This window comes from Romboutsia sp. 1001216sp1 (assembly GCF_039841805.1).
Classification (GTDB): Bacteria; Bacillota; Clostridia; order Peptostreptococcales; family Peptostreptococcaceae; genus Romboutsia_C; species Romboutsia_C hominis.
In genome coordinates this window covers 59,227-85,808 of the sequence record NZ_JBDPHA010000006.1, presented here as the reverse complement: position 1 = coordinate 85,808, position 26,582 = coordinate 59,227, and the positions used below count along the sequence as shown (strand labels likewise).

Sequence of the window (26,582 nt, the reverse complement as noted above, 5' to 3'; positions counted from 1 at the left end):
TTTTCAAGAAATAATATTTGGAAAATATAAAATATACTTCTTATATAAAGTTTTATATAAGAAGTATATTTTATATAAAAAAATAACTTATATTGAGCAAACTAATTTTGTTAAAAAAATATTTAAAAGAATACCAAATTAACAAAATTTAGTATATAATCAAATTAGGGAATCAATAACTTTAGTCTTACAATGGACATAATTTTTTATCACCTCTAGGATTAAAAATCAAGGAAAAAGGGGATAGGAATATGGATAAAAAAATGATGACTATCGATTTGAACAGTCAAGCTATGTTAGATAAGGCTGCAAAAGATGGTGTAGAAACTATGTATGATAGAAAGCTTTCTATGAAGGCTCAATGTGGATTTGGTCTTCAAGGAACTTGTTGTAGAATATGTGCAGCTGGACCTTGTAGAATAACTCCTAAAACTCCACTTGGATTATGTGGAGCTGATGAGCATGTAATAGTAGGTAGAAACTTTGCTAGAATGGTTGCAGCGGGGACTGCAGCTCACTCTGATCATGCAAGGGGTATAGCTCATACATTATCTTTATCTAGTAGAGATGGAAACTACACTATAAAAGATGAAGTTAAATTAGTTAATTTAGCTAAAGAATGGGGAGTAGAGACTGAAGATCGAGATATATATGATATAGCTCATGAAGTTGCAGATATAGCTTTAATGGAGTTTGGTAAACCACATGGAGTATTAAACTTCTTAAGTCGTGCTCCAAAGCAAAGACAAGAAATATGGAAAAGATACGCAATAGAACCAAGAGCTATAGATAGAGAAATAGCCACAATAATGCACTCAACTCATATGGGATGTACAGCTGATATAGATAGTTTAATAAACTTATCAATGAGAACTTCATTATCAGATGGATGGGGTGGATCAATGATAGGAACTATATTCAGTGATATACTATTCGGAACACCAACAGTTAGACAATCAGAAGCAAATCTAGGAGTATTAGAAGATAATAAAGTAAACATAATATTACATGGACATGAACCATCATTATCAGAGATGATAGTTTTAGCATCTGAAGATCCAGAATTAGTAGCATTAGCTAAAGAAATGGGAGCAGATGGAATAAACTTAGCTGGTATGTGTTGTACTGGTAATGAGGTTACAATGAGACATGGTGTAAGAACTGCAGGAGACTTCCACCAACAAGAGTTAGCTATCGTAACAGGTGCTGTAGAAGCAATGATAGTTGACGTTCAATGTATATTCCCTGCATTAGCAAAAGTCGCAGAATGTTATCACACTAAATTCATAACAACATCTCCAAAGGCAAAAATAGCAGGATCAACTTATATAGAATTCACAGAAGAAACAGCTCTTGATGATGCCAAGAGAATAGTAAGAGAAGCTATACTAAACTTCAAAAATAGAGATAAAGAAAAAGTTGAAATACCACAGTTAAAATCTTCAACAACTGTAGGATTCAGTGAACAAGCAATAATAGGTCAATTAGATAGAGTTGTAAACTCTCAAATAGATCAAGCGGGAACTGTTAAACCATTAGTAGACTGCTTAAAATCAGGAGTATTAAGAGGGGTAGTTGGTGTTGTTGGATGTAACAATGCAAGAAGTACTTCAAATAAAGCTCATGTTACTATAATGAAAGAATTAATTAAAAACGATATACTTGTAGTTACTACAGGTTGTGGTGCTTCAGCTGCTGGTAAATTTGGACTATTAACTAAAGAAGCTAGAAGTATGGCTAGTAAGGGGCTTGCAACAGTTTGTGAGTTAGTTGATATACCTCCAGTAATACACTTAGGTTCTTGTGTTGACTGTAGTCGTATATTATCTGTAGTGTCAGAAGTTGCTAAGTTCTTAGATATGGATATGTGTGATATTCCAGTAGCAGGTGTAGCACCAGAATGGATGTCAGAAAAAGCTGTTGCTATAGGTACTTATGTTGTAGCATCAGGGATAGATACATACTTAGGAATTATGCCTCCAGTTGCTGGTTCTGACAAAACTGTTGAGATATTGACTCAAACATTACAAGATTCAGTAGGAGCTACATTCAAGGTAAATGAAAATCCTGAAGAATTAGCTCAAATGATAATACAAGATATAGAAAAGAAACGTGTTCATTTTGAAAAATTAGTAGAAGAAAAAATGAATGAAGAAGCTACTGTTGAAGCTTAATAATGCAAAATAAGTAATAATTATTTATTAGTCTAAAAACGATAAGTGGATATAAATATAACAAATATCTACTTATCGTTTAATATAAATAAAAGACTAAAAATAATTAAATTTAAATAAATGTAGACATACAAAGGGATTGACCAGATTTAAATAAAGAAAAACAGAAATAAACATTAAAAAATAAAGTAACTAATGACAAAAGGTGGTATAATATGAAAATAGCAATAACAGGTAAGGGCGGAGTAGGTAAAACAACTTTTTCTTCAATGCTATCTAGAATGTTTGCAGAAGATGGATATAGAGTACTAGCAGTTGATGCTGATCCAGATGCAAACTTAGCTTTAGCACTAGGATTTCCAAGAGAAGTCTATGAGTCAATAGTTCCAATCTCAGAAATGAAAAAACTTGTTTCAGATAGGACTGCTGCATCAGTAGGATCATTTGGAAAAATGTTTAAAATGAATCCTAAGGTAGATGACATACCAGAAAATTTATGTAAAGAACATAATGGAGTAAGGCTACTTACATTAGGAACAGTAGATTCTGGTGGTAGTGGATGTGTTTGTCCAGAACATGTACTACTAAAAAGGCTATGTTCACACTTAATATTACAAAATAAAGATGTAGTTGTTATGGATATGGAAGCAGGTATTGAACATTTAGGGAGAGGAACAGCTGAAAGTGTAGATGCATTTATAGTAGTTGTTGAGCCTGGAGAAAGAAGTCTTCAGACCTATAGAAAAGTAAAAAAGCTAGGACAAGATATAGGAGTTAAAAAAGTATTTGTCGTAGGAAATAAAATTAGAAATAAAGAAGACGAGGAATTCATAATCTCTAACCTAGAGGATGGGGAACCATTAGGATTTATATACTATAACCAAGATGTTATAGACGCAGATAGATCAAACAAATCTCCATATGACACAAGTGAAGAGACTAAAAATCAGATAAAAGCAATTAAAAACCATCTAGTTAAATTGCAAAATATATAACTGAAATGTCAAAAATCTAACTTTTAAGTGTCATAATAATTATGTTAAACACTATATGTATTTAAAACCATTAACTTTGTGGTATACATACATAGTGAAATATAAAATTATTAAATTTGTAGGAGGAGATTGAGTAATGGGATTTAAATCAGATATAGAAATAGCACAAGAAGCTAAGCCACAAGATATAAGAGAGATAGCTAAAAAATTAAATTTATCAGAAGATGATATAGAACTATATGGTAAATACAAAGCTAAAGTAGATTACAACTTATTAAAAAGAGACAATGGTGGGAAAAAAGCTAAATTAATATTAACTACAGCTATAAACCCAACTCCAGCAGGAGAAGGAAAAACTACTACAACTATAGGTGTAGCTGATGGATTAGCTAAATTAGGAGAAAATGTATTAGTTGCATTAAGAGAGCCTTCTTTAGGACCTGTATTTGGTGTTAAAGGTGGAGCAGCTGGTGGAGGATATGCGCAAGTTGTTCCTATGGAAGATATAAACTTACACTTTACAGGAGATTTCCATGCAATAGGAGCTGCGAATAACTTATTAGCTGCTATGCTTGATAATCACATCCACCAAGGAAATGAATTAGGAATAGACTCTAGAAGCATAACTTGGAGAAGATGTGTTGATATGAACGATAGACAACTAAGAAATGTTGTTGACGGTTTAGGATCAAGAGGTGATGGTGTAGCTAGAGAAGATGGATTTGATATAACAGTTGCTTCAGAAGTAATGGCTGCTTTCTGTTTAGCAAGTGATATAGTTGATTTAAAAGCTAGATTAGGAAGAATAATAGTTGGATACAACTTTAATGGAGATCCTGTAACTGCTGAGCAATTAAAAGCTAATGGAGCTATGGCTGCATTATTAAAAGATGCATTAAAGCCAAATTTAGTTCAAACATTAGAAGGAACACCTGCATTTGTACATGGTGGACCATTTGCTAATATAGCTCATGGTTGTAACTCTGTTATAGCTACAAGAATGGCTATGCACTTTGCTGACTATGTAGTAACAGAGGGAGGATTTGGTGCTGACTTAGGTGCTGAAAAATTCTTAGATATAAAATGTAGAATGGCTAACTTAAAGCCAGATGCTGTTATAATAGTTGCTACAGTAAGAGCATTAAAATATAACGGTGGAGTACCAAAAGATCAATTAAATAATGAAAACTTAGAAGCTTTAGAAAGAGGAATTCCAAACTTATTAAAGCATGTTGAAAATATAACTCAAGTATTTAAATTACCAGCAGTAGTGGCTATAAATGAATTCCCAACTGATACAGAAGCAGAAGTTAACTTAGTAAGAGCTAAATGCCAAGAACTAGGTGTTAACGTTGCATTATCTCAAGTATGGGCAAAAGGTGGAGAAGGTGGAATTGAGCTAGCTAAAGAAGTTATAAGATTAACTAGCGAGCCAAATGAATTTGAATTCTGCTATGAAGATGATTTATCAATAGAAGAAAAAATAAATGCTATAGCTACTAAGATATATGGAGCTGATGGTGTAGATTTTACTCCACAAGCTCAAAAAGAATTAGCAAAATTAGAAAAAATAGGATGCGGAAAAATGCCAATATGTATGGCTAAAACTCAATATTCTTTAACTGATGATCAGACTAAGTTAGGAAGACCAACAGGATTTAGAATAACAGTTAGACAATTAACAGTATCAGCAGGTGCTGGATTTATAGTTGCTTTAACTGGGCAGATAATGAAGATGCCAGGACTTCCAAAAGTTCCAGCAGCTGAAAGAATAGATGTTGATGAAAATGGAGTAATCTCAGGATTATTCTAATAAAGGAGAATGAAACAGTAGAGTATGACTATAGTCATACCCTACTGATTACATATAAAAACCTTAGATGATTCAAGGGGGAAGAAAATGAAAATATCAGAAAAAACTTGTGTTGAATTTGTAGAAGTTTTAGCTTCTAAATCAGCAGTACCTGGAGGAGGAGGAGCAGCTAGTCTAGTTGGAGCTATAGGAATGGCTTTAGGTAGCATGGTTTGTAACTTAACAATAGGTAAGAAAAAATATGCTGAATATGAAGAAAGCATAAAAGAAATCTTAGCTAAAGCAGGAGATATAGAAAAGAAATTATTAAGCATGATAGATGAAGATGCAGAAAACTTCTTACCTCTTTCAAAAGCTTACGGTCTTCCTACATCAACTGAGGAAGAAAAGAAGATAAAAGAAGAAACAATGGAGAAAGCTTTAAAGGTAGCTTGCGAAGTTCCAATAAATATAGTAAGAGTATGCTTTGATGCAATAAAATTACATGAAGATTTAGTAGATAAAGGTTCAAGACTTGCAATAAGTGATGTAGGTGTTGGAGTACAATGTTTAAGAGCTGCTATACTTAGTGGCCAATTAAATGTAGTAATAAATATTAATTCAATAAAAGACGAAGAATATGTAGCTAAAGTTAAAAATGAAGTTGATACTTTAGTTGAAGAAGGCGTAAAGATATGTGATGAAGTTTACGCTAAAGTTGAAAAAGCATTAGGTAAGTAATTATTTAAATAGAAATCAAGAATTACATAAAGTATATAAATATAAATTAATAGGGGGAATTGGATCCATGGAAACAACTATAACAAAAGGACAAATAATAAAAGGAAAGCCAGTTGCTGACCAAATAAGTGAAAACTTAATAAAAGAAGTTAATGAATTAGTTAAAGAGGGTATAAATCCTAAGTTAGCTATATTAAGGGTAGGTGCAAATGGAAGTGACTTAGCTTACGAAAGAGGAGCATTAAAAAGATGTGAAAGCATAGGAATACAAACTCAAGTTGTTGAATTACCAGAAGATGTAACTCAAGAAGAATACATAAAAACATTAAAGGGATTAAATGAAGATAAAAATGTTAATGGTATATTATGCTTTAGACCTCTTCCAAAGCAATTAGATGAAGAAGCTATAAAGTACATAATATCTCCAGAAAAAGACGTAGATAGTTTCAGCCCAATAAACTCTGCTAAAGTTATGGAAGGAGATAAAACTGGATTCCCTCCATGTACACCAACTGCAGTAGTTGAAATATTAAAGCACTATGGTGTTGAATTAAGTGGATCTAAGGTAGCTGTATTAGGTAGATCAATGGTTGTTGGAAAGCCTGCTGCAATGCTTTTATTAAATGAAAATGCAACAGTTACTATATGCCATTCAAGAACTAAAGATTTAGCTAAAGTAACTTCTGAAGCTGATGTATTAGTTGCTGCTGTTGGTAGAGCGAGAATGGTTAAAGAAGATTTCGTTAAAGAAGGAGCAGTTGTTATAGATGTTGGTATAAACGTAGATGCAGAAGGAAACTTATGTGGAGATGTTGATACTAACGCAGTACTTGATAAAGTATCTATGATAACTCCAGTTCCAGCAGGAGTAGGTTCTGTAACTACATCTATACTTGCTAAGCATGTAGTTAAAGCTTGTAAGTTACAAAACAACAAATAAGATAAGTTTTTAGGGGGAATAGAGATGATAGTTTCTGAAAATAAATCAATGCAAGAAATTTTAGGATTCTTAAAGAAAGCTCAAAAAGTTGTTATAGTTGGATGTAATGAATGTGCAGCTACTTGTAAAAGTGGTGGAGAAGAAGAAGTTTTAAAAATGAAAGAAGCTTTAGAGTCAGAAGGAAAAACTGTTTTAGGATACACTTTACTAGAACCTGCATGTAATCTTTTAAAATCTAAAAAGGATTTAAAAGTATTAAAAGAAGAATTAAAAGAAGCTGATGCTGTTTTATCTATGGCTTGTGGAGATGGAACTCAAACCATAGTTAAAAATATAAAGAAATTACCAGTATATCCAGCAAATAACACTATGTTTATCGGGGAAACAAAGAGAGTTGGAGAATTCGAAGAGTCTTGTAAGGCTTGTGGAGAATGTGAACTTGGATGGACTGGAGGAATATGTCCAGTAACTGTATGTGCTAAGGGATTAATAAATGGTGCATGTGGTGGAGCTAAAAATGGAAAATGCGAAGTTAGCCCAGAAAATGATTGTGCTTGGATAATGATATATGAAAAGTTAAAGGAATTAGATCAATTAGAAAATATGGTTGAGATGAGACCAATGAAGGATTATTCAAAGCAAAACAATCCAAGACACTTAAACTTAAAGAAAAAAGAAGAAGAAGCTTCAGCTGAGGCTTAGATCGTTTAAAAGGTTAAAAGGGGGATTTTTTCATGAGCTTATTAAGAGAAACATTAGAAAGTGGGAAGTTTGCAGTAACAACTGAAATGGCACCACCAAAAGGTACAGATCTTTCTCACTTAATAGAGTGTGCAAAACCATTAGTAGGAAGAGTTCACGCTGCAAATGTAACAGACTTCCAATCTGCAGTTATGAGAACTACTTCGCTTGCTACATGTAAATTATTAAAAGATGTAGGATTAGAACCAGTAATACAAATGACTGGTAGAGATAGAAATAGAATAGCAATACAAGGAGAAATGTTATCTGCTGGTGTATTTGGAATAAACAATATGTTAGCTTTAACAGGAGACCATACAGTAGTTGGAGATCATCCACAAGCTAAAGGAGTATTTGATTTAGATGCTGTTGGTATACTTCAAACTGCTGAAACTTTAATGAAGGGTACTGACTTAGTTGGTAACGCATTAAAAGGATCACCAGAATTTTTCTTAGGAGCTTCTGTTACTCCAGAATATGCTCCAATAGAAGTACAATTATTAAAAATGCAAAAGAAAATAAATGCTGGAGCTAAGTTCTTCCAAACTCAAGCTGTATATGATATAGAACATATGAGAGAGTTTAGAAAGTTAACTAGAGATATGGATTGTAAGGTATTAGCTGGTATAGTACCTTTAAAATCTCCAGGAATGGCTAAGTTTATGACTGCTAATGTTCCTGGTATATTTGTTCCAGATGATCAAATAGAAAGATTAAGAGCTGCAGGAAAAGAAAATTGGGTATCAGAAGGTATAAAGATGGCTGGAGAGTTCATAAGACAATTAAAAGAAGAAGATTTATGTGATGGTGTTCACATAATGGCTATAGGAGCAGAAGAAAATGTTCCAGCTATATTAGATGCTGCAGGTTTATAATATATAGATAAATAGCTATGTTGCTTAAGTTTTCTAACTTAAGTAACATAGTATAAATAGATTTTATTAACGGATATAAATGGGGGAAAAAAATATGAAAATAGCAGTTGTAGGTGGTGGACCAGGAGGATACGTTGCTGCAATAAAGGCAGCTATGCTTGGTGCTGAAGTAACAGTAATAGAGAAAAAGAGAGTTGGAGGAACTTGCTTAAATGTAGGGTGTATACCAACTAAAGCATTATTAGCATCTTCTTCTATGTTAATGAATATAAAAGAAGCTAAAGATTATGGAATAAATATAGATGGTGAAATCAATGCAGATTTCAAAGCTATAATGGGAAGAAAAGATAAAATAGTAAACCAATTAATAGGTGGGATAGAATTTTTATTTGAAAAAAGAGGAGTTAACTTAGTTAATGGATTCGGAAAATTAGTAGATAAAAATACTATAGAAGTTACTAAAGAAGATGGAAGCTCAGAAATAGTTAAGGCTGATAAAATAATATTAGCTAACGGTTCTGTTCCAGTAGTTTTACCAATGTTCCCATATGATAAAAAGAGAGTTATAACTAGTGACGAAGTACTAGGACTTGAAGAATTACCAGAGTCTATGTTAATCGTTGGTGGTGGAGTTATAGGTTGTGAAATAGGTCAATTCTTAAGAGCTTTAGGAACTGAAGTAACTATAGTCCAAAGAGGAGATCAAATATTACCTTTTGAGGATAAAGATGTAGCAAAACAGTTGCAGAGACAGTTTAAAAAGGATAAAATTAAAGTGTTAACAGATAGTGGAGTAGAGAAATGTGAAGTTGTAGAAGATGGGGTTATATCTACACTTTCAAATGGAAAAGAGATAAAAACACAATATGTTTTAATGGCAATAGGTAGAAAACCAAATCTTGAAGGTTCTGGAATAGAGGAAATAGGTATAGAGCTTAATAGAGGTAAGATTGTAGTAGATGAAAACTTACAAACTAATATAGAAGGTATATATGCAATAGGTGATTTAATAGATACACCATTCTTAGCACATGTTGCTTCTAAAGAGGGTATAGTAGCTGTGGAAAACGCTTTAGGCAAATCTAAAACTGTTGATTATACAGCAGTTCCAAGATGTGTATATACAGAGCCAGAGCTAGCTGCTGTTGGAAAAACAGAAAGACAATTAGAAGAACAAGGTATAGAATATCATGTTGGTAAGTTTGAATTTAGAGGATTAGGTAAAGCTCAAGCTATGGGTCACTTCCAAGGATTTATAAAGGTTCTTGCAGATAAAGAAGACAAAATAGTTGGAGCATCTATAGTAGGTCCTCATGCTACAGACCTATTAACAGAATTATCTCTTGCAGTACACTTAGGATTAACAGTAGAGCAAGTAGGAGATGTTATACATGCACATCCAACATTATCAGAAGGGTTAATGGAAGCTCTTCATGATGTACATGGAGAATGTGTTCATGCAGCTCCTAAATTAGCAAAAGCATAAGATAAAAACAGAGTAAAGGGGAAAAGCTCTGTTTTGACAAATAAAGGGGGAAATCTTGGTATGGGATATAACATAGCAGTAGCAGGAAAAGGTGGAACTGGTAAGACTAGTCTTACAGGGCTTTTAATTAATAATTTAGTAAGTAATAAAAAAGGACCAGTATTAGTTGTAGATGCAGATGCTAATGCTAACATAAATGAAGTATTAGGTATAGATGTTGAAGATACGATAGGGTCTATAAGAGAAGAAGTAAATCAAAGGGAAAAACAAGGTAATGCTTTTCCAGGAGGAATGACTAAGGCTCAATATTTACAATATAGATTAAATACTTGTATGTCAGAAGGCGAAGGATATGACTTAATAGTAATGGGAAGATCTGAGGGTGAAGGTTGTTATTGTTATGTTAATGGGATATTAAGAGAGCAAACAGACAAACTAGCAGATTCTTACGAATATTTAGTTATAGATAACGAAGCTGGAATGGAACATTTAAGTAGAAAAACTACTAAGCACATAGACAAATTGCTATTAGTTAGTGATTGTTCTAGACGTAGTGTTCAAGCTGTTGCTAGAATAAGAGATTTAGCTAGGGAATTAAAGCTAAGTGTTTCAGATATATATTTAATTGTAAATAAAGTTCCAAATGGAATATTAAATGATGGGATAAAAGAGGAAATTGAAAAGCATAATCTAAGTCTTATAGGTGTAGTACCTATGGATGAAATGATATATGAATATGATTCTAATGGTATACCTTTAGTAGAATTACCAAAAGAATCAAAAGCTAAAGTTGCTATAAATGATATAGTAACTAAATTAGAATTAAAATAGGCTTAAGGGGGAGTAAACTATGGCATTCAAGATGTCTGTTCAAAAGTATTCTGGTAAAATATCAGAAGTAGAAATAGGGACAGGAGAAAAAGCGATAAAAATAGGTGGAGAGAATATTCTACCATTTTATAACTTCGATGGGAATGGTGGAAATACTCAAAAAATAGGAATAGAAATAACTGACATATATCCAGAAGGATGGAGCGATGCTTTTAAAGAAATGTATAAAGATGTTTGTGATTGTCCAGTTAAGTGGGCTAAGCATGTAGAAGAAAATACAAAAGCAGACTTTATATGCTTAAAGCTTGAAAGTGCAGATCCAAATGGATTAGATAAAACTCCAGAAGAGTGCGCTGAGGTAGCTAAAAAAGTTGTTGAGGCTGTTAGTGTACCAGTAGTTATAGCTGGATGTGGAAACCATGAAAAGGATGCTAAGTTATTTGAAAAAGTAGCGCAAGCAGTAGATGGGCATAATTGTTTATTCTTATCAGCTACAGAAGACAACTACAAGGCAGTAGGGGCTGCGGCTAGTATGGCTTATAGTCATAAAGTGTCTGCTGAGTCTTCAGTTGATATAAACCTAGCTAAACAATTAAACGTATTATTAGGACAATTAGGCGTTAAATCTGAAAATATAGTTATGAACATAGGTTCATCAGCTGTAGGATATGGATATGAGTATGTTGCATCAACTATGGACAGAATCAGACTTGCTGCATTTGGTCAAAATGATAAAACATTACAAATGCCAATAATAACTCCAGTTTCAAAAGAAACTTGGAATGTTAAAGAATCTATAGCAAGTGTTGAAGATGAACCAGCTTGGGGATGTGTAGAAAAAAGAGGTATAGCAATGGAAATATCAACTGCTGCAAGTGCATTAGTTGGTGGATCAAATGCAGTTATACTTCGCCATCCAGAGTCAGTAGAAACTATAAAAGAATTAGTTAGCGCATTAGCTTAATAAATTGTAAGGTTAGGGGGAAAAAATCATGGCATTAAAAGCTTTAGATATATTCAAATTAACACCAAAGAAAAACTGTAAGGACTGTGGATTTCCAACTTGTATGGCTTTCTGTATGAAAGTTGCATCAGGAGCAGTAGAGGTAGAAAAGTGTCCACATATGTCTGATGAGGCATTAGCAAAATTATCAGAAGCAACTGCACCATTAATGAGAGGTGTAAAAGTTGGAGCTGGAAATTCTGAATATGAATTAGGAGCAGAAACTGTATTATTTAGACATGAAAAAACATTAGTAAATAGAAATAGATTTGCAGTAGCATTCTGTGAATGTATGACTGATGAGCAAGTAGATGCAAAACTTGCTAACATGAAAGCTGTTGACTACGTAAGAATAGGTGAAGAAATGAGAGTTGAAATGGCTCTAATAGAATACTTTGAAAATAAAGAAGGATTCTTAAGGGTAGTTAACAGAGTTAAAGATAGCGGATTAGATTTAGCTTACATATTAGTATGTGAAGATGCTGAAGTTGCTAAAGAAGCCGTTGAAATATTAAAAGATAAAAAACCAGTAGTATACGGAGCTACTAAAGACAACTATCAAGCTATGATAGATGTAGTTAAAGGAGATAAGTTAGCTTTAGGTGTTAAAGCATCTAGTTTAGAGGAATTGTACTCTACAGTAGAAGCTATACAAGCTGCAGGATATAGAGAATTAATATTAGATGTAACAGGAGAAAATATAAAAGATACATTTACAAATGCTGTTCAAGTTAGAAGAATAGCATTAAAAGAACAAGACAGAACATTCGGATACCCATCAATAGTATTTGCAAATAAATTAGCTAAAGAAAATCCTAATATGGAAGTTGCTTTATCATCTGTATTCACAGTTAAATACGGTTCTATAATCGTAATAGATGATATAGACTATTCTAAGGCATTACCATTATTTGCTCTAAGACAAAACATATTCACTGACCCACAAAAACCAATGAGAGTTGAAACAAAAGTTTATCCAATAAATAATCCAGATAAGAATTCTCCAGTAATAGTTACTGTTGACTTCGCTTTAACTTATTTCATAGTATCAGGAGATGTAGAAAGATCTAAAGTTCCTGTACATTTAGCTATCCCAGATGCTGGAGGGTACTCAGTATTAACAGCTTGGTCTGCTGGTAAGTTTAGTGGAAGTTCTATAGCTAACTTCATAAAAGAATCTAATGTAGCAGAAATTACTGATAATAGAGATTTAATAATACCAGGTAAGGTTGCAGTTCTTAAGGGAGATATAGAAGAGGCATTACCAGGATGGAATGTAGTTATAGGACCTGAAGAATCTATGGAATTACCAAAGTTCTTAAAAGAATACAAAGCTAAGAAAGATGAAGCTTTAGCTAAGGCATAATATTAAAATCAATAACAAATGCTAGTCAATGAACTACATATACTCAAATAGAGGTATATAGTTAATTGGCTAGTATAAAATTTAACGAAAAAGACTTTTAGAGTCTAATTAAGGGGGATAATTACTATGGAAAAGTTCATGATAATAGGGGAAAGAATACACTGTATATCACCAGTAATAAGAAAAGCATTAGAAGAAAGAAATCCAGAACCAATACTTAAAAGAGCTAAAGAGCAATTAGAAGCAGGAGCTCACTATATAGATTTTAATATAGGGCCAGCTGAAAGAGATGGAGAAGAGTTAATGACTTGGGGAGTTCAATTACTTCAAAAAGAATTTAACAATGTTCCATTAGCATTAGACACTGCTAATAGAAAAGCTATAGAAGCAGGTCTTAAAGTTTACAATCCTATAAATGGTAAAGCTATAATAAACTCTGCAGACGCAGGTGGAAGAATAGATTTAATAGACTTAGCAGGAGAATACCAAGCTAAAGTAATAGCTTTATGTGCTAAAGAAGGTATACCAAAGGATAATGATGAGCGTATGGCTTACTGTCAAGAAATGTTAGAAAGAGGTTTAATGGCTGGATTAGAGCCAGAAGACATGTTATTTGACCCATTATGCTTAGTTATAAAAGGTATGCAAGACCAACAAATGGACGTTTTAGAATCTATAAGAATGATGACTGAAATGGGATTATTAACTACAGGTGGATTATCTAACGTATCTAATGGTTGTCCAAAGCATGTTAGACCAATACTTGATAGTGCTTGGCTTGCAATGGCAATGGCAAATGGATTTAGTTCAGCTATAGTAAACCCATGTGACGAAGAAATAATGAGAACAGTAAAATCTTGTGACATAATAAGAAATGCCTCTTTATATGCTGACTCATATTTAGAGCTTAATGAAGGTGGATTTGCATTTAATGCATAATAAAGAAAAGAGATAAGAAGCTTAAAAAGGGGGAAAATAGAGTGAATTTATATAATACTATTTTTAATGGTTCAGAACAAGCTTTGGCTGCTGCTAAAGGCGCTGTAAGCGAAGCAATAGAAAAACATGGAAGAGAACATAATGTAGCATTCCCTGATACTGCATATTCATTACCTTGTATATACGCAGCAACAGGACAAAAAATGAATACGTTAGGTGATTTAGAAGGTGCTTTAACTATAGTAGAAGGTTTAGTAAATAGAACTCATTTATTAGAGCATGCACTTAATGCTGGTTTAGCTACAGCTTTATCTGCTGAAGTTATAGAAGCTGTAAAATATGCTACAATAGATGCACCATATAGTGAACCTTGTGCGGGTCATATAACTGACCCTATAATAAGATCATTAGGTGTACCTCTAGTTACAGGAGATATACCAGGGGTTGCTGTTGTACTTGGAGAATGCCCAGATGCAGAAACTGCAGCTGAGATTATAAAAAATTACCAATCTAAAGGATTACTTACTTTCTTAGTAGGAAAAGTAATAGATCAAGCTATAGAAGCTGATGTTAAGATGGGTCTAGAACTAAGAGTTATCCCTCTAGGATATGATGTAACTTCTGTTATCCATGTTGTATCTGTAGCAGTAAGAGCAGCATTGATATTTGGAGGATTAAATCCAGGAGATTTAGCAGGATTATTAGATTATACTGCTAAGAGAGTTCCAGCATTTGTTAATGCATTTGGACCATTAAGTGAATTAGTTGTATCTTGTGGAGCTGGAGCAATAGCTTTAGGATTCCCAGTTATAACTGATCAAACAGTATTAGAAGTTCCAATGAATTTATTAACTCAAAAAGATTATGATAAGTTTGTAGCTACTTCATTAGAAGCTAGAGGAATAAAGATAAAGGTAACTGAAATACCTATACCAGTATCTTTTGCTGCTGCATTTGAAGGTGAAAGAATAAGAAAAAATGACATGTTTGCTGAATTTGGTGGAAATAAAACTGAAGCTTGGGAACTTGTTGTTAAAAAAGAATTAAGTGAAGTTGAAGACCATAAAATAGAGGTTATAGGTCCAAATATAGATGAAATAGAGTCTGACGGTGTTGTAAGATTACCACTTGCTGTTATAGTTAAAATAGCTGGTAAAGCAATGCAAGAAGATTTCGAACCAGTTTTAGAAAGACGTTTACACTACTTCTTAAACTATATAGAAGGTGTAATGCATGTTGGTCAAAGAGATATGTCTTGGGTAAGAATATCTAAAGATGCTTTTGAAAAAGGATTCAGATTAGAGCATATAGGAGAAGTTTTATATGCTAAGATGCTAGATGAATTTGAATCAGTTGTTGATAAATGCGAAGTAACTATAGTAACTGATGCACAAAAAGTATCAGAAATGAAGGGTGAAGCTATAGATAGATATAATGCTAGAGATGAAAGATTAGCTTCATTAGTTGATGAAAGCGTTGAGGAATTCTATTCTTGTAACCTTTGTCAATCATTTGCACCTGCACACGTTTGTGTTGTTACTCCTGAAAGACTTGGATTATGTGGAGCAGTTAGCTGGTTAGATGCTAAAGCTACTAAAGAACTAGATCCAACAGGACCATGCCAACCAATAGTTAAGGGCGAATGCTTAGATGAAAGAACAGGAATATGGCAAGCAGTTAATGAAACAGTATGTGAAATATCTCAAGGTGCTGTTGAAAATGTTACATTATATTCTATATTAGAAGATCCAATGACTTCTTGCGGATGCTTCGAGTGTATATGCGGTATAATGCCAGAAGCAAATGGATTTGTTATAGTTAATAGAGAGTTCTCTGGTGAAACTCCTGTTGGTATGACATTTGGAGAATTAGCTTCTATGACAGGTGGAGGAGTTCAAACTCCAGGATTCATGGGTCACGGAAGACACTTTATATCTTCTAAGAAGTTTGCTTATGCTGAGGGTGGACCAACTAGAATAGTTTGGATGCCAAAAGAGTTAAAAGAATATGTAGCAGATAAGTTAAATGCTAGTGTTCAAGAATTAACAGGTATAGAAAACTTTACAGATATGATATGTGATGAAACTATAGCTAGTGATTCTGAAGGAGTATTAGCATTCTTAGAGGAAAAAGGTCATCCAGCTTTAGCAATGGAATGTGTAATGTAATCAACTAATAAGGGGGATAATCAAATGAAAGTTATACCAAGTTTAAGATATTCAGATAAACATACATGGGTTAGAGTGGAAGGAGAATTTGCTTATATAGGAATAACTGATTTCGCTCAAGATCAATTAGGAGAAATATTATTTGTTGAAATGCCAGAGCTTGAAGATGAATTAACTCAAGGTGAAGAATTTGGTGTTGTTGAATCTTCAAAAGTAGCATCTGACTTAATAGCTCCTATATCTGGTGAAGTTGTTGAAATAAATGAAAAATTAGATGATGAGCCAGAGTATGTAAATGAAGATGCATATGATGCATGGATAGTAAAAGTTAAAATATCTGATGCAGATGAATTAGAAAACTTATTAACTGCTGAGAAATACGAAGCTATAGCTGAGTAGTTATAAATAAGGAGTACAGAAGATTTAGTAAATCTAAAACATCTGTACTCCTTTGATTTTATACAAAATAAATGTAGTAAATTTTATTAAATTTAAGGCATAGGTTTTTAAATTGATAGTACTATAATTTTACACACAAAAGATACTTATAATATTATGAATTTGAGTACTTATAAGTTGGATTAGGGTAAAATTATACTATATAACATATTGGGGGATAGGTATATGATTAGAGTAAATTTTAAGTCGCACAATAAAGAGGTTGTATGCAGCAAAGGGGAAAATTTATTAGAAATAGCAAGAAATAATAAAATATTTATAGATGCTCCATGTAATGGAAACGTGTCTTGTGGGAAATGTAAGGTTAAGCTATTAAAAGGAAAAGTAGATACAGAAAAAACACTACATATAAAAGATGAAGAATGGGAACAAGGATATATACTCGCATGTAATACTAAAGTAATAGAAGATATAGAAATAGAAGTTCCATCAAAATTATCTTCATCTATGCATGGTATGAAAATAGAAGGTAGCGATAAGAAAAAAGACCAGGAAATATTTGATAGAGCAAAAAAAATAATAGAAGATAATAATTTTGATTTTAAAACTAATATAGAAAAAACACATATAGAATTAGATAAACCAACTATAGATGATAATATATGTGATATTGATAGAATAGAGAGATATGTTAGAAATAATTTAGGATATGATGAAATAGATTATACAGTAGAGTTACTTAGAAAAGTTCCAGAGGTTATAAGAGAAAGTGATTTTAATGTAACTATAACTTATGTCAAGAAGAAGAATAAAATAACTATATTAAATATAGAACCAGGGAACAATGAAAATCAATTATATGGAGTTGCTATAGATATAGGAACTACATCAGTTGTAGTATGTTTAGTAGATTTATATTCAAAAGAGATTATAGATAAGGCATCATCAGGTAATGCACAAATAAAGTATGGTGCAGATGTTATACATAGAATTATATACTCAACAAAGAAAAATGGACTTAAGCATTTAAGAGATGCTGTTATAGACGAAACTATAAATCCATTATTAGAATCTATCTATATTAAAAATAATATAGATAAAGATAATGTAGTAAGCCTTGTAATAGCAGGAAATACAACTATGTCTAGTTTATTTTTAGGAGTTCACACAGATTATTTAAGACAAGAACCATTTATACCTCCATTTTTAAAATCACCAAAATTAATAGGAAAAGACATAGGTTTAAATGTAAATGACAGTGCATATATATTCTTAGCGCCATCAGTAGCTAGTTATGTAGGAGGAGATATTACAGCAGGGGTATTATCAGCGGGAATATGGACAAGTGAAGAAAATATATTATTTATAGATTTAGGAACTAATGGAGAAATTGTATTTGGAAATAAAGATTATATGATGAGCTGTGCTTGTTCTGCAGGTCCTGCATTTGAAGGTGGAGGTATAAGTTGTGGAATGAGAGCATCAAATGGTGCTATAGAAAAAGTTAGTATAGATAAAGAAACTTTATATCCAAAGTTATCTATTATTGGAGATGATAAACCTATTGGTATATGTGGTTCAGGAATAATAGATTTAATATGCCAAATGTTACTTAGTGGGGTAGTAGATAGAAGAGGTAAGATAAATAAAGATTTAAACAATGACAGAATAAGATTTAATGAACATGAAATAGGGGAATACGTATTAGCATTTAAAGAAGAGTATGGTATTGAAAATGATATAACAGTAACAGAAGTGGATATAGATAATTTTATAAGAGCTAAGGGTGCAATATATTCTGGAGCTGCAACACTAATAGAAAGCTTAGGGATGGACTTTAGTGCTATAGATAAGGTATATATAGCTGGTGGAATAGGAAATAATTTAAATATAGAAAATTCTATTTTAATAGGATTACTTCCAGATATAGAAAGAGAAAAGTTTGCATATATAGGAAATAGTTCATTAGTTGGTTCTTATCTTGCTCTTGTAAGCAAAGATGCTAAAATGAAACTACAAGATATAGGTAATGAAATGACTTATGTAGAATTAAGTGTCTATCCAACATATATGGATGAATTTATATCTGCATGTTTCTTACCACACACTAACATAGAACAGTTCCCAACAGTTAAAGAACTGTTAGGAGATAAAGTGAAAATATAAGTATATAATTAATTAAAATCAATTGCGTTATATAGTACAAGGTGATATACTCAAAGTATATAATGTATAGTGATTTGAAATCATGAAGGTTTCTTTATAGTATTGAAATATTAAATACTAAAAGAGACCTTTTTTTGGAGAAAATCACAAACGTTTTCAAGAGGGTAGTTATAAAGTAAACAATAATAATTTAATATTAAGTTAAAATATGGAGGGGTTATTATGTGTGAATCAGCAGCTTATGTACAAAAAGGGGATAAATTAGAAAGAATAATGGAAAATGTAGTAAGTGTAGATCCATTTGAAGGGAAAGTGTACTTAACTGATTTATTGGGAGAACAGAAAATAGTAGATGGAAGTATAAAAGAGATAAGGCTAATGGAACATAAAATAATAATATCAGAGTAAAAAATAAACATAAGAAAAACAGGGGAAGATAGTATGATAATAGCAGTTATAGATGGAATGGGTGGCGGTATAGGGGCCCAGATAGTATCAAATCTGAGAGAAGAATTACCATCATACATAGACATATATGCACTAGGTACTAATTCAATAGCAACAAGCTCTATGATGAAATCTCATGCAAATAAGGGAGCTACAGGGGAAAATGCAATAGTAACTTCTGTAAAGAAGGCAAATATAATAGTAGCACCAGTATCTGTTTCAATGCCAAATTCTATGATGGGTGAAGTAACTTGCAAAATGAGTGAAGCTATAGTAGATAGTGAAGCTCTAAAGATATTTTTACCTATATTGCCTGAAAATATAGAGGTAGTAGGAGTGGAAAACAAGCCATTAGCGCTGTTAATAAAGGATAGTATAGATTTAATAAAGAAAGAATTTAACATAAAAAAATAAGGGGGAGTATATATGTTAACTAATGATAGAATAAAATTACATCATGCAGATGATCATGATCACCCACATGGGCATTGTCATGATCATTCACACCCACATACACATGGTGAAGATGGAGAAAGTAAAGACGAAAAAACTTTAAAAATATTACTACTTCATTGGGTAAATCATAATGAAAGCCATGAGGAAGGATTTAGAGAGTGGGTAGACAAGGCTAGGGCTATAGGAAAAGAAGAAACAGCTAATAGTATAGAGAAAGCTATAGAATATATGCAAAAAGCTAATGAAATGCTTATAGAAGCTAAAAAGCATATGTAATTAAATATAATAGATATATAGCATACTTAGAATAATTAAATTTAAAAGTATGCTATATACTTGATATGACAATAAAGTTTATAGTAAATTTTTATGCATGATAATGTATATTTTAGTTTAAATTATGTAATCTGTGTCTGTTGATAATTTTAAATACATATTATTTAGTATATTGTAAAAAAATCATAAAAATTAAAGAAAACGTATTGACTAAAATTATATAAAAATATATAATAAATATGTAAACAAATACGTAACAAATATGGAGAAGTACTCAAGTGGCTCAAGAGGAACCCCTGCTAAGGGTTTAGGCTGGGTAACCGGTGCGAGGGTTCGAATCCCTCCTTCTCCGCCAGTAAAGACTATCGATTTTTTTAAGCGATAGTCTTTTTTCCTTTTCAGTGAATATAATATAAATGAAAGGAGTAATTTTATGATAAGTACTAATAAGGAAAGAGCTTATAATATATTAAAGAGAAGTCAAAATTCTAAGTATAGGTTAATAAGAGATTCTTTACTTGTAGGGATAGCTGTAGGTCTAATAATTGTTGTATACAGAATACTGGGTTCAAAACTAATGGAATTATTCAAGGGTCTATATTCTAAGGGTAGAGAAGATATACTATTTATACCAGTTATATTTATGATATTAATAGCTTTAGGATATATTGTAGCTCAACAGGTAAAAAGAGAGCCGATGATATCGGGAAGTGGAATACCTCAAGTTGAGGGAATTCTTACCAGAAGAATTAAAATTAACTGGTTTAGGGTTTTAGTAAATAAATTTATAGGAGGCTTACTTTGTTTAGGAGTAGGTTTTTCAGTAGGTAGAGAAGGTCCATCAGTGCAAATGGGTGCATGTGTAGGAGAAGGTATATCTAAAGGATTAGATAAATTAGATAATGAGGAAAAGTATTTTGTAACATGTGGAGCTAGTGCAGGTTTATCAGCAGCTTTTAATGCACCTTTAGCGGGAGTTATGTTTGCATTAGAAGAAGCACATAAGAACTTTTCTCCATTAGTTTTAGCATCTGCAATGACAGCATCTATAACAGCGGATTTTGTGTCAAAGCAATTTTTTGGATTAATGCCATCATTACATACCGCAAAATTAAATGCAATGCCTTTAAAATACTACTGGGTCTTAATAATATTAGGAATTGTAGTAGGAATAAGTGGTGTATTATTTAATAGTGGTATATTAAAAACTCAAACTATATTTAAAAATAGTAAATTAAGCAAAGAAATAAAGATAATGATTCCATTCATATTAACAGGAATTATTGGTCTTATATCACCAGTTTTATTAGGTGGAGGTCATGAACTTATTATGACATTGCAAGAACAGAACTTTACATTAAATTTACTAATGATATTACTTATAGCAAAATTTATATTTACATTTATATGTTTTGGATCAGGGGCTCCAGGAGGGATATTTTTCCCATTGTTAGCATTAGGGTCAATAGTAGGTAATATAGTAGGAATTATAAGTGCTATGTATATGGGAATACCATCAACTTATATAATTAACTTTGTAGTTCTAGCAATGGCAGGTCACTTTGCAGCAATAGTAAAGGCACCTATAACAGCAATTATATTAATACTAGAAATGACGGGATCTCTTGATCATTTGTTACCACTTTCGATAGTTGTAATAATAGCTCAATTGACATCAGATTTACTTAATTCTCATCCTATATATGAAAGTCTTTTAGAAAGACTTCTTGAAGGTGGGGAATATGAATGTGAGACTGGTGTAAACAAAAAGACATTATTTGAAACAGTGGTCCATATTAATAGTGATTTAGATGGAAAATGTGTAAAAGATATAATTTGGCCTAAAAATTGTTTAATAGTAGGGATAACTCGAGGAGATGTTGAGATAATTCCTAAAGGTTCAACAAAGATAATGGCAGGTGATTATTTAACTATAATGGCAAACCAATGTGAATGCTCGAATGTATTAGATGATGTAGTCAATTTAGCGCAAAATTAAAATTGTATAATATGTTATAGTTCAAATTATAAATTATTGTAATAACTAAGTTATAATAAAAAAAGAACTAAAATCTTATAAAGATTTTAGTTCTTTTTTTATTATATACTCACATAGGTTATAAATATTTAAGTCTAAAAAATTATCGTTAACTTTTAAGGGAATTATTTTATTTAATTGATAAAATAAAACTATATTATTGTCTTTATCTATACCTTTATTCAAACTTATACTAAGTAAAATGTGCTTATCATCTGATAATATAGAGTAATTATCGCTATAAATATTTATAGGTACTTTGTTACCATCAAATATATTATATTTAAGTGTTAATTTAGAATTATTTATCTTAAAGGATAATGGTATAAGTTTTAAGAATAAATCTTTATTGTTAATTACAATGGGCTTTAGTTTCTCTTCTAATATATCTTTTATTTTATAAAGGTACCCTAAATAGTATATATCTTCATAGTTGTGAAGTAATATTTTGCTTTTTAAATCATCAGACTTAGAAGACACAAATTCCTTGTATAGTTTTACGCTTTCTTTTCCTGAAATAGTATCTTCTCTAGATATACCAATGTATTTTTCTATAGTTTTTAGTTTACAATCAGAAAGAGATAGTAAGCCTTTAAATGGCCTTACAATATTTAAAATATCAATATCATCATTTTTATTTAACTCAAAATCAATATTATATTTATTAAAACGAGAATTTAAAAATGGAATATCAAAGGCTAATCCATTAAAGGTTATATGAGTATCAAAGGTACTGATATCATTTATAAATGCTAATAATAAATCTTTTTCATCATCTTCAGTTTGAGCAAAATATTGTTTAATTATGGTTTTATTATCTTTATTAAATAAAATTCCTATAAGTATAACTTTACAAAACTTAGGGCTAAGACCTGTAGTTTCTATATCAAATACGAAGGAATCTGAAGGAATATTTACGAAATTATCTAATGTATTAGTTATGATTTCCATAAAATTTCTCCTTTTTGAAATTATATATTATAATATAGTTTAGCTATATAACTAATATAAAAAGTTATATTTATATTATAGATTAATGAAAGAATACTTCAAGGTGGTAAGTTATGATAAGTATAGATAAATTAAATGAAAATCAAAAGGTTGCAGTAGAACATGTAGATGGACCTTGTATGGTATTAGCAGGTCCTGGATCAGGTAAAACGAGGGTTATAACATATAGGATAGCAAATATGGTAGTAAATAAAGGTATAAGCCCTCGTAGTATACTTGCTATAAGTTTTACAAAAGCATCCTCAGTAGAAATGAAAAATAGAGCGTTAAGTTTAAGTAATGATCATAGAATGAATAAGGTTACGTATGGAACATTCCATTCTGTATTTTTTAGAATACTTAGGTACTTTGAGAAATATAGCTTAGACAATATATTTGATGAAAAATCAAAGAGGCTACTACTAAAAGGCATATTGAAAAGCTTAAATATAGAAAATGCAGATGATGATGAAACTATAGGACAGGTAATAAATGAAATATCCTATGTAAAAAATGAATTGATGGATATTAGAGACTTTACATCAGAGCTATTAACTAGTGATGAATTTTTAAAAGCTTATAATCTATATGAAGAGCATAAAAACCAACATAATAAGATAGACTTTGATGATATGTTAATAAAGACATACCATTTATTAAAGCACAATAAATCGGCACTAGATATGGTTCGTGGAATATATAGATATATATTAGTAGATGAGTTCCAGGATATAAACAAGGTTCAGTTTGAGGTACTAAAACTAATAGCTAATCCTAACAATAATATATTTGTAGTGGGAGATGAAGATCAAAGTATATATGGATTTAGAGGTGCTAGGCCAGACTTTTTATTAGAGTTTGAGCAATATTTTAAAGGAACTAAAAAAGTATTATTAGATATAAATTATAGGTCAAAAGATGAAATAATAAATATAGCTAATAGATTGATAGAAAAAAATGAGAATAGATATGAAAAAGTTATAAAATGTCATCAAGGAGAAGGTGGAAATGTTAAATATATATCTCCTAATGATTCAGAAGAAGAGGCAGTATTTATAGCTAAAGATATATTAGAAGAAATGAAAAAAGATTATGTTGAGTATACTGATTTTGCTGTAATATATAGAACTAATATACAATCAAGAGCGCTAGTAGATGTATTTATGGATATGAGAATACCTTTTATAGTGAAAGATTCGATAATTACTATATATGATCATTGGGCAGCTCAGGATATATTAGCTTATTTAAGAATAGGCGTAAATCCAGATTCAAATAAAGATTGGGTTAGGATAATAAATAAACCATTTAGATATATATCAAAAGAACATGTAAATATGGTTAAGGATGAAAAAAACTTTATAAATGCTTTAATAAATAAATGTAACCTTCATCCAAAACAAGTTAAGACTATAAATGATTTGGATATAGATTTAAGTTATTTAAAAACATTAAATCCTAAAAATGCAATTTCTTATATAAGAACAAGTTTAGATTATGATAGATATATACTAGATTATTGTACAAATAGAAAAATAAAGACAAATGGTTTAATAGAAATATTAAATGAACTAGAAAGTTCTGCTACAAATTTCAATACAATACAAGAATATTTAGATCATATAGAAAGAGTAAAGTCAGAATTGATAGAAAATAAAAATAATCAAAATTCTGATGGAGTAATATTTACTACTATGCATAGTGCTAAAGGATTAGAATTTAAAAATGTATATATAATAGGAGCTACAGAAGGAACTATTCCTCATGAAAAGTCTTATGATATAAATGATGAAGAAAAAAAAGTTAATCAGATTGAGGAAGAGAGAAGGCTTATGTATGTGGCTATAACAAGAGCTGAGGAGAATATATATATAAGCTCTCCATCGAATAAATATGGAAAAAAAGTATCTAAATCTAGATTTATAGATGATATTAAAGGAGCGACTAAAAAAGAAATAGAAAGCTTAACAATAGGAGACAAAATTTATCATAAAAGATTTAAGGAAGGTACAATAGTACAAAAAAATAATAACTTAGTTAAAGTTAAGTTTAGTGATGGAGAAAGAACCTTAGATTATAAAGTGTGTTCAATAAAAAATGTAATTTATAAAATATAGCTTTAGTCAAATATAAAATAAGATAACTTAAATATCTTGTCAATAAGCAAAATTACTTGATTGGAGGTAAGTAACTAGAAATATATATTAGGAGAGAGTATGAGTAAGAAAGTATTAAGAAAATTAGCATATAGTCTAACATTATTTATTCAGATAGCATTAGCCGTATCTATCTTTATAATAGAGTATTTAACTAACAAAAATGCTGGAATTATGCAATATGTGCGATATAATAAGTTTATATTTGAACATGGAATTTTAAATACAAATAACCTACAAGTGATAAAAATAATATCGATAATACTATTTATAATATTTGGAACGATATTTATGCACTGTATTAAGAATAAGAAAAATACATTTATTAGATATCAAATTACTATATCTATGATAATGAGTATAATAGTTAGTATGGTTATAAGTAGTAATTACTTTATAGGTATGTTAGCTTATCATTATTTCATAATAACATTTATTTTAGTATTACTTATACAGATGTTGGTTGTAGGTATAACATTTTATATAGATAATAAACAAAAAAATAGGACTTTATAAAGTCCTATTTTTTTGTTTTAATAATATATACCTTTTTCAAAGAAATCTTTTATCTCATCTAAATCATTTGTTTTTCCTAAAGCTAGCATAAGCTTTATTCTAGCCTTTTGACCAGGTAACTCTCCTCCAAAAATACATCCTAAGTTCTTTAAGTCTCTTCCAGAACCTAAGTATCCATAACTATCAAATACCCTTCCAGAATGACATCTAGAAACTATTACAACAGGTATATCTTTCTCCCTAGCATATTTTACACCTTCATACATCTTAGGAGGTATATTACCTCTACCCATAGCTTCTATGACAATACCCTTGTATCCATTATCAGTAGCGAATTTTATAAGTTCATCATCCATACCAACTCCAGATTTAAATAGAGCAACTTTAGACTCAACTTTATCTGTATCTATTATAGATCTATTGACAACATCCTTATATAAAACTAATTCGTTACAATCTATTATACCAAGAGGTCCAGATGTTAAAGATTTAAAAGTATTTAATGATAATGTATTAGTTTTAGTAGCTTCAGAAGCTAAAAGTACTTCATTGTTTAAAACTATAAGAACACCTTTTCCTATAGCATCATCAGATATAGCAGTACAAACAGCAGCAGATAAGTTACTTGGACCATCATATCCAAGCTCTGAACTACTTCTCATAGCTCCTGTGACTATAACAGGTTTTATACTAGTTATAGTTAAGTCTAAGAAATAAGCAGTTTCTTCTAAACTATCAGTACCATGAGTTATAACAACACCGCATATATCTTCTCTAATAAGTAAATCATTAACATAATCCTTTAACTCCATCATTCTTTCAGGAGTCATATGAGGACCAGGTATTTCATCAAAGTTTAAAACTTCTATTTCAGCAACTTTATCTATATTAGTTACCATAGACATTATTTGCTCACCAGATAAAGTAGGAATAGCAGCTCCAATTTCTTTATCTACAGTCATTGATATAGTTCCACCTGTGAAAACTATAGCAACTTTTTTCTTTTTAGTCATGAATGTCCCTCCTTAAAAATATATACATATATATCATAAGTAAATTATATCAAAAAAAAACTATATAAGCATGT

At 31.0% G+C, this 26,582-nt stretch carries 23 protein-coding genes and 1 tRNA gene; 22 read left to right on the top strand and 2 right to left on the bottom strand.

Features of this window, described 5'->3' with window-relative positions; genetic code table 11:
• Positions 1 to 251: 251 nt before the first annotated feature.
• The 20 genes from cooS to ABHC41_RS07595 all read left to right on the top strand — a co-directional run bounded on the left by cooS (position 252) and on the right by ABHC41_RS07595 (position 21,794).
• On the top strand, positions 252 to 2,174 hold the full coding sequence (cooS, locus tag ABHC41_RS07690; protein WP_092923564.1) for an anaerobic carbon-monoxide dehydrogenase catalytic subunit: 1,923 nt from the start codon (positions 252 to 254) through the stop codon (positions 2,172 to 2,174).
• Positions 2,175 to 2,389: 215 nt separating this feature from the next.
• Positions 2,390 to 3,169, top strand: a complete 780-nt coding sequence (locus tag ABHC41_RS07685) for a carbon monoxide dehydrogenase accessory protein CooC (protein ID WP_092923567.1) — start codon at positions 2,390 to 2,392, stop codon at positions 3,167 to 3,169.
• 136 nt (positions 3,170 to 3,305) lie between these two features.
• A complete protein-coding gene (locus ABHC41_RS07680; RefSeq protein ID WP_092923570.1) occupies positions 3,306 to 4,982 on the top strand; it encodes a formate--tetrahydrofolate ligase in 1,677 nt (558 codons plus the stop codon).
• Between the two features lie 87 nt (positions 4,983 to 5,069).
• Entirely contained in the window at positions 5,070 to 5,702 is a 633-nt protein-coding gene (locus tag ABHC41_RS07675; protein WP_092923574.1) for a cyclodeaminase/cyclohydrolase family protein, read from the top strand.
• Between the two features lie 67 nt (positions 5,703 to 5,769).
• Positions 5,770 to 6,642: a bifunctional 5,10-methylenetetrahydrofolate dehydrogenase/5,10-methenyltetrahydrofolate cyclohydrolase gene (locus ABHC41_RS07670; protein WP_092923577.1), complete on the top strand. Its 873-nt coding sequence runs from the start codon at positions 5,770 to 5,772 to the stop codon at positions 6,640 to 6,642.
• Positions 6,643 to 6,666: 24 nt separating this feature from the next.
• Positions 6,667 to 7,344, top strand: coding sequence for a methylenetetrahydrofolate reductase C-terminal domain-containing protein (locus ABHC41_RS07665; protein ID WP_092923580.1), 678 nt, complete (start codon positions 6,667 to 6,669; stop codon positions 7,342 to 7,344).
• A gap of 32 nt (positions 7,345 to 7,376) precedes the next feature.
• Positions 7,377 to 8,258: a methylenetetrahydrofolate reductase gene (locus ABHC41_RS07660; protein ID WP_166506009.1), complete on the top strand. Its 882-nt coding sequence runs from the start codon at positions 7,377 to 7,379 to the stop codon at positions 8,256 to 8,258.
• A gap of 94 nt (positions 8,259 to 8,352) precedes the next feature.
• The gene (gene lpdA, locus ABHC41_RS07655) at positions 8,353 to 9,744 is read left to right on the top strand and encodes a dihydrolipoyl dehydrogenase (protein WP_166506008.1); all 1,392 of its coding nucleotides are present in this window, start codon (positions 8,353 to 8,355) and stop codon (positions 9,742 to 9,744) included.
• A 60-nt stretch (positions 9,745 to 9,804) separates the two neighbouring features.
• On the top strand, positions 9,805 to 10,575 hold the full coding sequence (locus tag ABHC41_RS07650) for a carbon monoxide dehydrogenase accessory protein CooC (protein ID WP_092923588.1): 771 nt from the start codon (positions 9,805 to 9,807) through the stop codon (positions 10,573 to 10,575).
• 19 nt (positions 10,576 to 10,594) lie between these two features.
• Positions 10,595 to 11,539 (top strand): acetyl-CoA decarbonylase/synthase complex subunit delta, encoded by a 945-nt coding sequence (gene acsD, locus ABHC41_RS07645; RefSeq protein WP_271893646.1) that lies wholly within the window; start codon positions 10,595 to 10,597, stop codon positions 11,537 to 11,539.
• 28 nt (positions 11,540 to 11,567) lie between these two features.
• Positions 11,568 to 12,944 (top strand): acetyl-CoA decarbonylase/synthase complex subunit gamma, encoded by a 1,377-nt coding sequence (acsC, locus tag ABHC41_RS07640; protein WP_240275529.1) that lies wholly within the window; start codon positions 11,568 to 11,570, stop codon positions 12,942 to 12,944.
• 126 nt (positions 12,945 to 13,070) lie between these two features.
• Positions 13,071 to 13,883 carry a carbon monoxide dehydrogenase/acetyl-CoA synthase methytransferase subunit gene (acsE, locus tag ABHC41_RS07635; RefSeq protein WP_092923597.1) on the top strand — a complete coding sequence of 271 codons (813 nt, stop codon included), beginning with the start codon at positions 13,071 to 13,073 and terminating at the stop codon, positions 13,881 to 13,883.
• A gap of 41 nt (positions 13,884 to 13,924) precedes the next feature.
• Positions 13,925 to 16,051, top strand: a complete 2,127-nt coding sequence (acsB, locus tag ABHC41_RS07630; protein ID WP_092923600.1) for an acetyl-CoA decarbonylase/synthase complex subunit alpha/beta — start codon at positions 13,925 to 13,927, stop codon at positions 16,049 to 16,051.
• A gap of 24 nt (positions 16,052 to 16,075) precedes the next feature.
• On the top strand, positions 16,076 to 16,450 hold the full coding sequence (gcvH, locus tag ABHC41_RS07625) for a glycine cleavage system protein GcvH (protein WP_092923603.1): 375 nt from the start codon (positions 16,076 to 16,078) through the stop codon (positions 16,448 to 16,450).
• Positions 16,451 to 16,675: 225 nt separating this feature from the next.
• Positions 16,676 to 18,616 (top strand): corrinoid activation/regeneration protein AcsV, encoded by a 1,941-nt coding sequence (gene acsV, locus ABHC41_RS07620; RefSeq protein ID WP_240294393.1) that lies wholly within the window; start codon positions 16,676 to 16,678, stop codon positions 18,614 to 18,616.
• A 222-nt stretch (positions 18,617 to 18,838) separates the two neighbouring features.
• Positions 18,839 to 19,024, top strand: a complete 186-nt coding sequence (locus ABHC41_RS07615; protein ID WP_092923609.1) for a CooT family nickel-binding protein — start codon at positions 18,839 to 18,841, stop codon at positions 19,022 to 19,024.
• A 33-nt stretch (positions 19,025 to 19,057) separates the two neighbouring features.
• Entirely contained in the window at positions 19,058 to 19,477 is a 420-nt protein-coding gene (locus ABHC41_RS07610; RefSeq protein WP_092923612.1) for a DUF3842 family protein, read from the top strand.
• Between the two features lie 12 nt (positions 19,478 to 19,489).
• Complete coding sequence (locus tag ABHC41_RS07605; RefSeq protein ID WP_092923615.1) at positions 19,490 to 19,795, top strand: zinc transporter; 306 nt, start codon at positions 19,490 to 19,492, stop codon at positions 19,793 to 19,795.
• A gap of 264 nt (positions 19,796 to 20,059) precedes the next feature.
• Positions 20,060 to 20,150 (top strand) — tRNA-Ser (locus ABHC41_RS07600).
• Between the two features lie 78 nt (positions 20,151 to 20,228).
• On the top strand, positions 20,229 to 21,794 hold the full coding sequence (locus ABHC41_RS07595; protein WP_195238306.1) for a ClC family H(+)/Cl(-) exchange transporter: 1,566 nt from the start codon (positions 20,229 to 20,231) through the stop codon (positions 21,792 to 21,794).
• Positions 21,795 to 21,869: 75 nt separating this feature from the next.
• On the opposite strand, the gene ABHC41_RS07590 is transcribed toward ABHC41_RS07595, so the two are convergent.
• A complete protein-coding gene (locus ABHC41_RS07590) occupies positions 21,870 to 22,784 on the bottom strand; it encodes a ribonuclease H-like domain-containing protein (RefSeq protein WP_166506003.1) in 915 nt (304 codons plus the stop codon).
• A 113-nt stretch (positions 22,785 to 22,897) separates the two neighbouring features.
• On the opposite strand from ABHC41_RS07590, the gene ABHC41_RS07585 reads away from it, so the two are divergent.
• Positions 22,898 to 24,940, top strand: a complete 2,043-nt coding sequence (locus ABHC41_RS07585; protein WP_176579620.1) for an ATP-dependent helicase — start codon at positions 22,898 to 22,900, stop codon at positions 24,938 to 24,940.
• 99 nt (positions 24,941 to 25,039) lie between these two features.
• Positions 25,040 to 25,495, top strand: a complete 456-nt coding sequence (locus ABHC41_RS07580; RefSeq protein WP_195238305.1) for a hypothetical protein — start codon at positions 25,040 to 25,042, stop codon at positions 25,493 to 25,495.
• Between the two features lie 17 nt (positions 25,496 to 25,512).
• Here the strand turns inward: ABHC41_RS07580 and ABHC41_RS07575 are convergent, their stop codons facing one another.
• Positions 25,513 to 26,508 carry an asparaginase gene (locus ABHC41_RS07575; RefSeq protein ID WP_092923629.1) on the bottom strand — a complete coding sequence of 332 codons (996 nt, stop codon included), beginning with the start codon at positions 26,506 to 26,508 and terminating at the stop codon, positions 25,513 to 25,515.
• Positions 26,509 to 26,582: the final 74 nt, after the last annotated feature.

Bases quoted from the DNA above. Each gene is read 5' to 3' on its own strand.
- acsD (WP_271893646.1), top strand. From the start codon at position 10,595: ATGGCATTCAAGATGTCTGTTCAAAAGTATTCTGGTAAAATATCAGAA.
- ABHC41_RS07660 (WP_166506009.1), top strand. From the start codon at position 7,377: ATGAGCTTATTAAGAGAAACATTAGAAAGTGGGAAGTTTGCAGTAACA.
- ABHC41_RS07615 (WP_092923609.1), top strand. From the start codon at position 18,839: ATGTGTGAATCAGCAGCTTATGTACAAAAAGGGGATAAATTAGAAAGA.
- ABHC41_RS07675 (WP_092923574.1), top strand. From the start codon at position 5,070: ATGAAAATATCAGAAAAAACTTGTGTTGAATTTGTAGAAGTTTTAGCT.
- ABHC41_RS07580 (WP_195238305.1), top strand. From the start codon at position 25,040: ATGAGTAAGAAAGTATTAAGAAAATTAGCATATAGTCTAACATTATTT.
- ABHC41_RS07665 (WP_092923580.1), top strand. From the start codon at position 6,667: ATGATAGTTTCTGAAAATAAATCAATGCAAGAAATTTTAGGATTCTTA.
- ABHC41_RS07575 (WP_092923629.1), bottom strand. From the start codon at position 26,508: ATGACTAAAAAGAAAAAAGTTGCTATAGTTTTCACAGGTGGAACTATA.
- acsE (WP_092923597.1), top strand. From the start codon at position 13,071: ATGGAAAAGTTCATGATAATAGGGGAAAGAATACACTGTATATCACCA.
- ABHC41_RS07650 (WP_092923588.1), top strand. From the start codon at position 9,805: ATGGGATATAACATAGCAGTAGCAGGAAAAGGTGGAACTGGTAAGACT.
- ABHC41_RS07670 (WP_092923577.1), top strand. From the start codon at position 5,770: ATGGAAACAACTATAACAAAAGGACAAATAATAAAAGGAAAGCCAGTT.
- acsC (WP_240275529.1), top strand. From the start codon at position 11,568: ATGGCATTAAAAGCTTTAGATATATTCAAATTAACACCAAAGAAAAAC.
- ABHC41_RS07590 (WP_166506003.1), bottom strand. From the start codon at position 22,784: ATGGAAATCATAACTAATACATTAGATAATTTCGTAAATATTCCTTCA.
- ABHC41_RS07680 (WP_092923570.1), top strand. From the start codon at position 3,306: ATGGGATTTAAATCAGATATAGAAATAGCACAAGAAGCTAAGCCACAA.
- lpdA (WP_166506008.1), top strand. From the start codon at position 8,353: ATGAAAATAGCAGTTGTAGGTGGTGGACCAGGAGGATACGTTGCTGCA.
- ABHC41_RS07610 (WP_092923612.1), top strand. From the start codon at position 19,058: ATGATAATAGCAGTTATAGATGGAATGGGTGGCGGTATAGGGGCCCAG.
- cooS (WP_092923564.1), top strand. From the start codon at position 252: ATGGATAAAAAAATGATGACTATCGATTTGAACAGTCAAGCTATGTTA.
- ABHC41_RS07605 (WP_092923615.1), top strand. From the start codon at position 19,490: ATGTTAACTAATGATAGAATAAAATTACATCATGCAGATGATCATGAT.
- ABHC41_RS07585 (WP_176579620.1), top strand. From the start codon at position 22,898: ATGATAAGTATAGATAAATTAAATGAAAATCAAAAGGTTGCAGTAGAA.
- acsV (WP_240294393.1), top strand. From the start codon at position 16,676: ATGATTAGAGTAAATTTTAAGTCGCACAATAAAGAGGTTGTATGCAGC.
- ABHC41_RS07685 (WP_092923567.1), top strand. From the start codon at position 2,390: ATGAAAATAGCAATAACAGGTAAGGGCGGAGTAGGTAAAACAACTTTT.
- ABHC41_RS07595 (WP_195238306.1), top strand. From the start codon at position 20,229: ATGATAAGTACTAATAAGGAAAGAGCTTATAATATATTAAAGAGAAGT.
- gcvH (WP_092923603.1), top strand. From the start codon at position 16,076: ATGAAAGTTATACCAAGTTTAAGATATTCAGATAAACATACATGGGTT.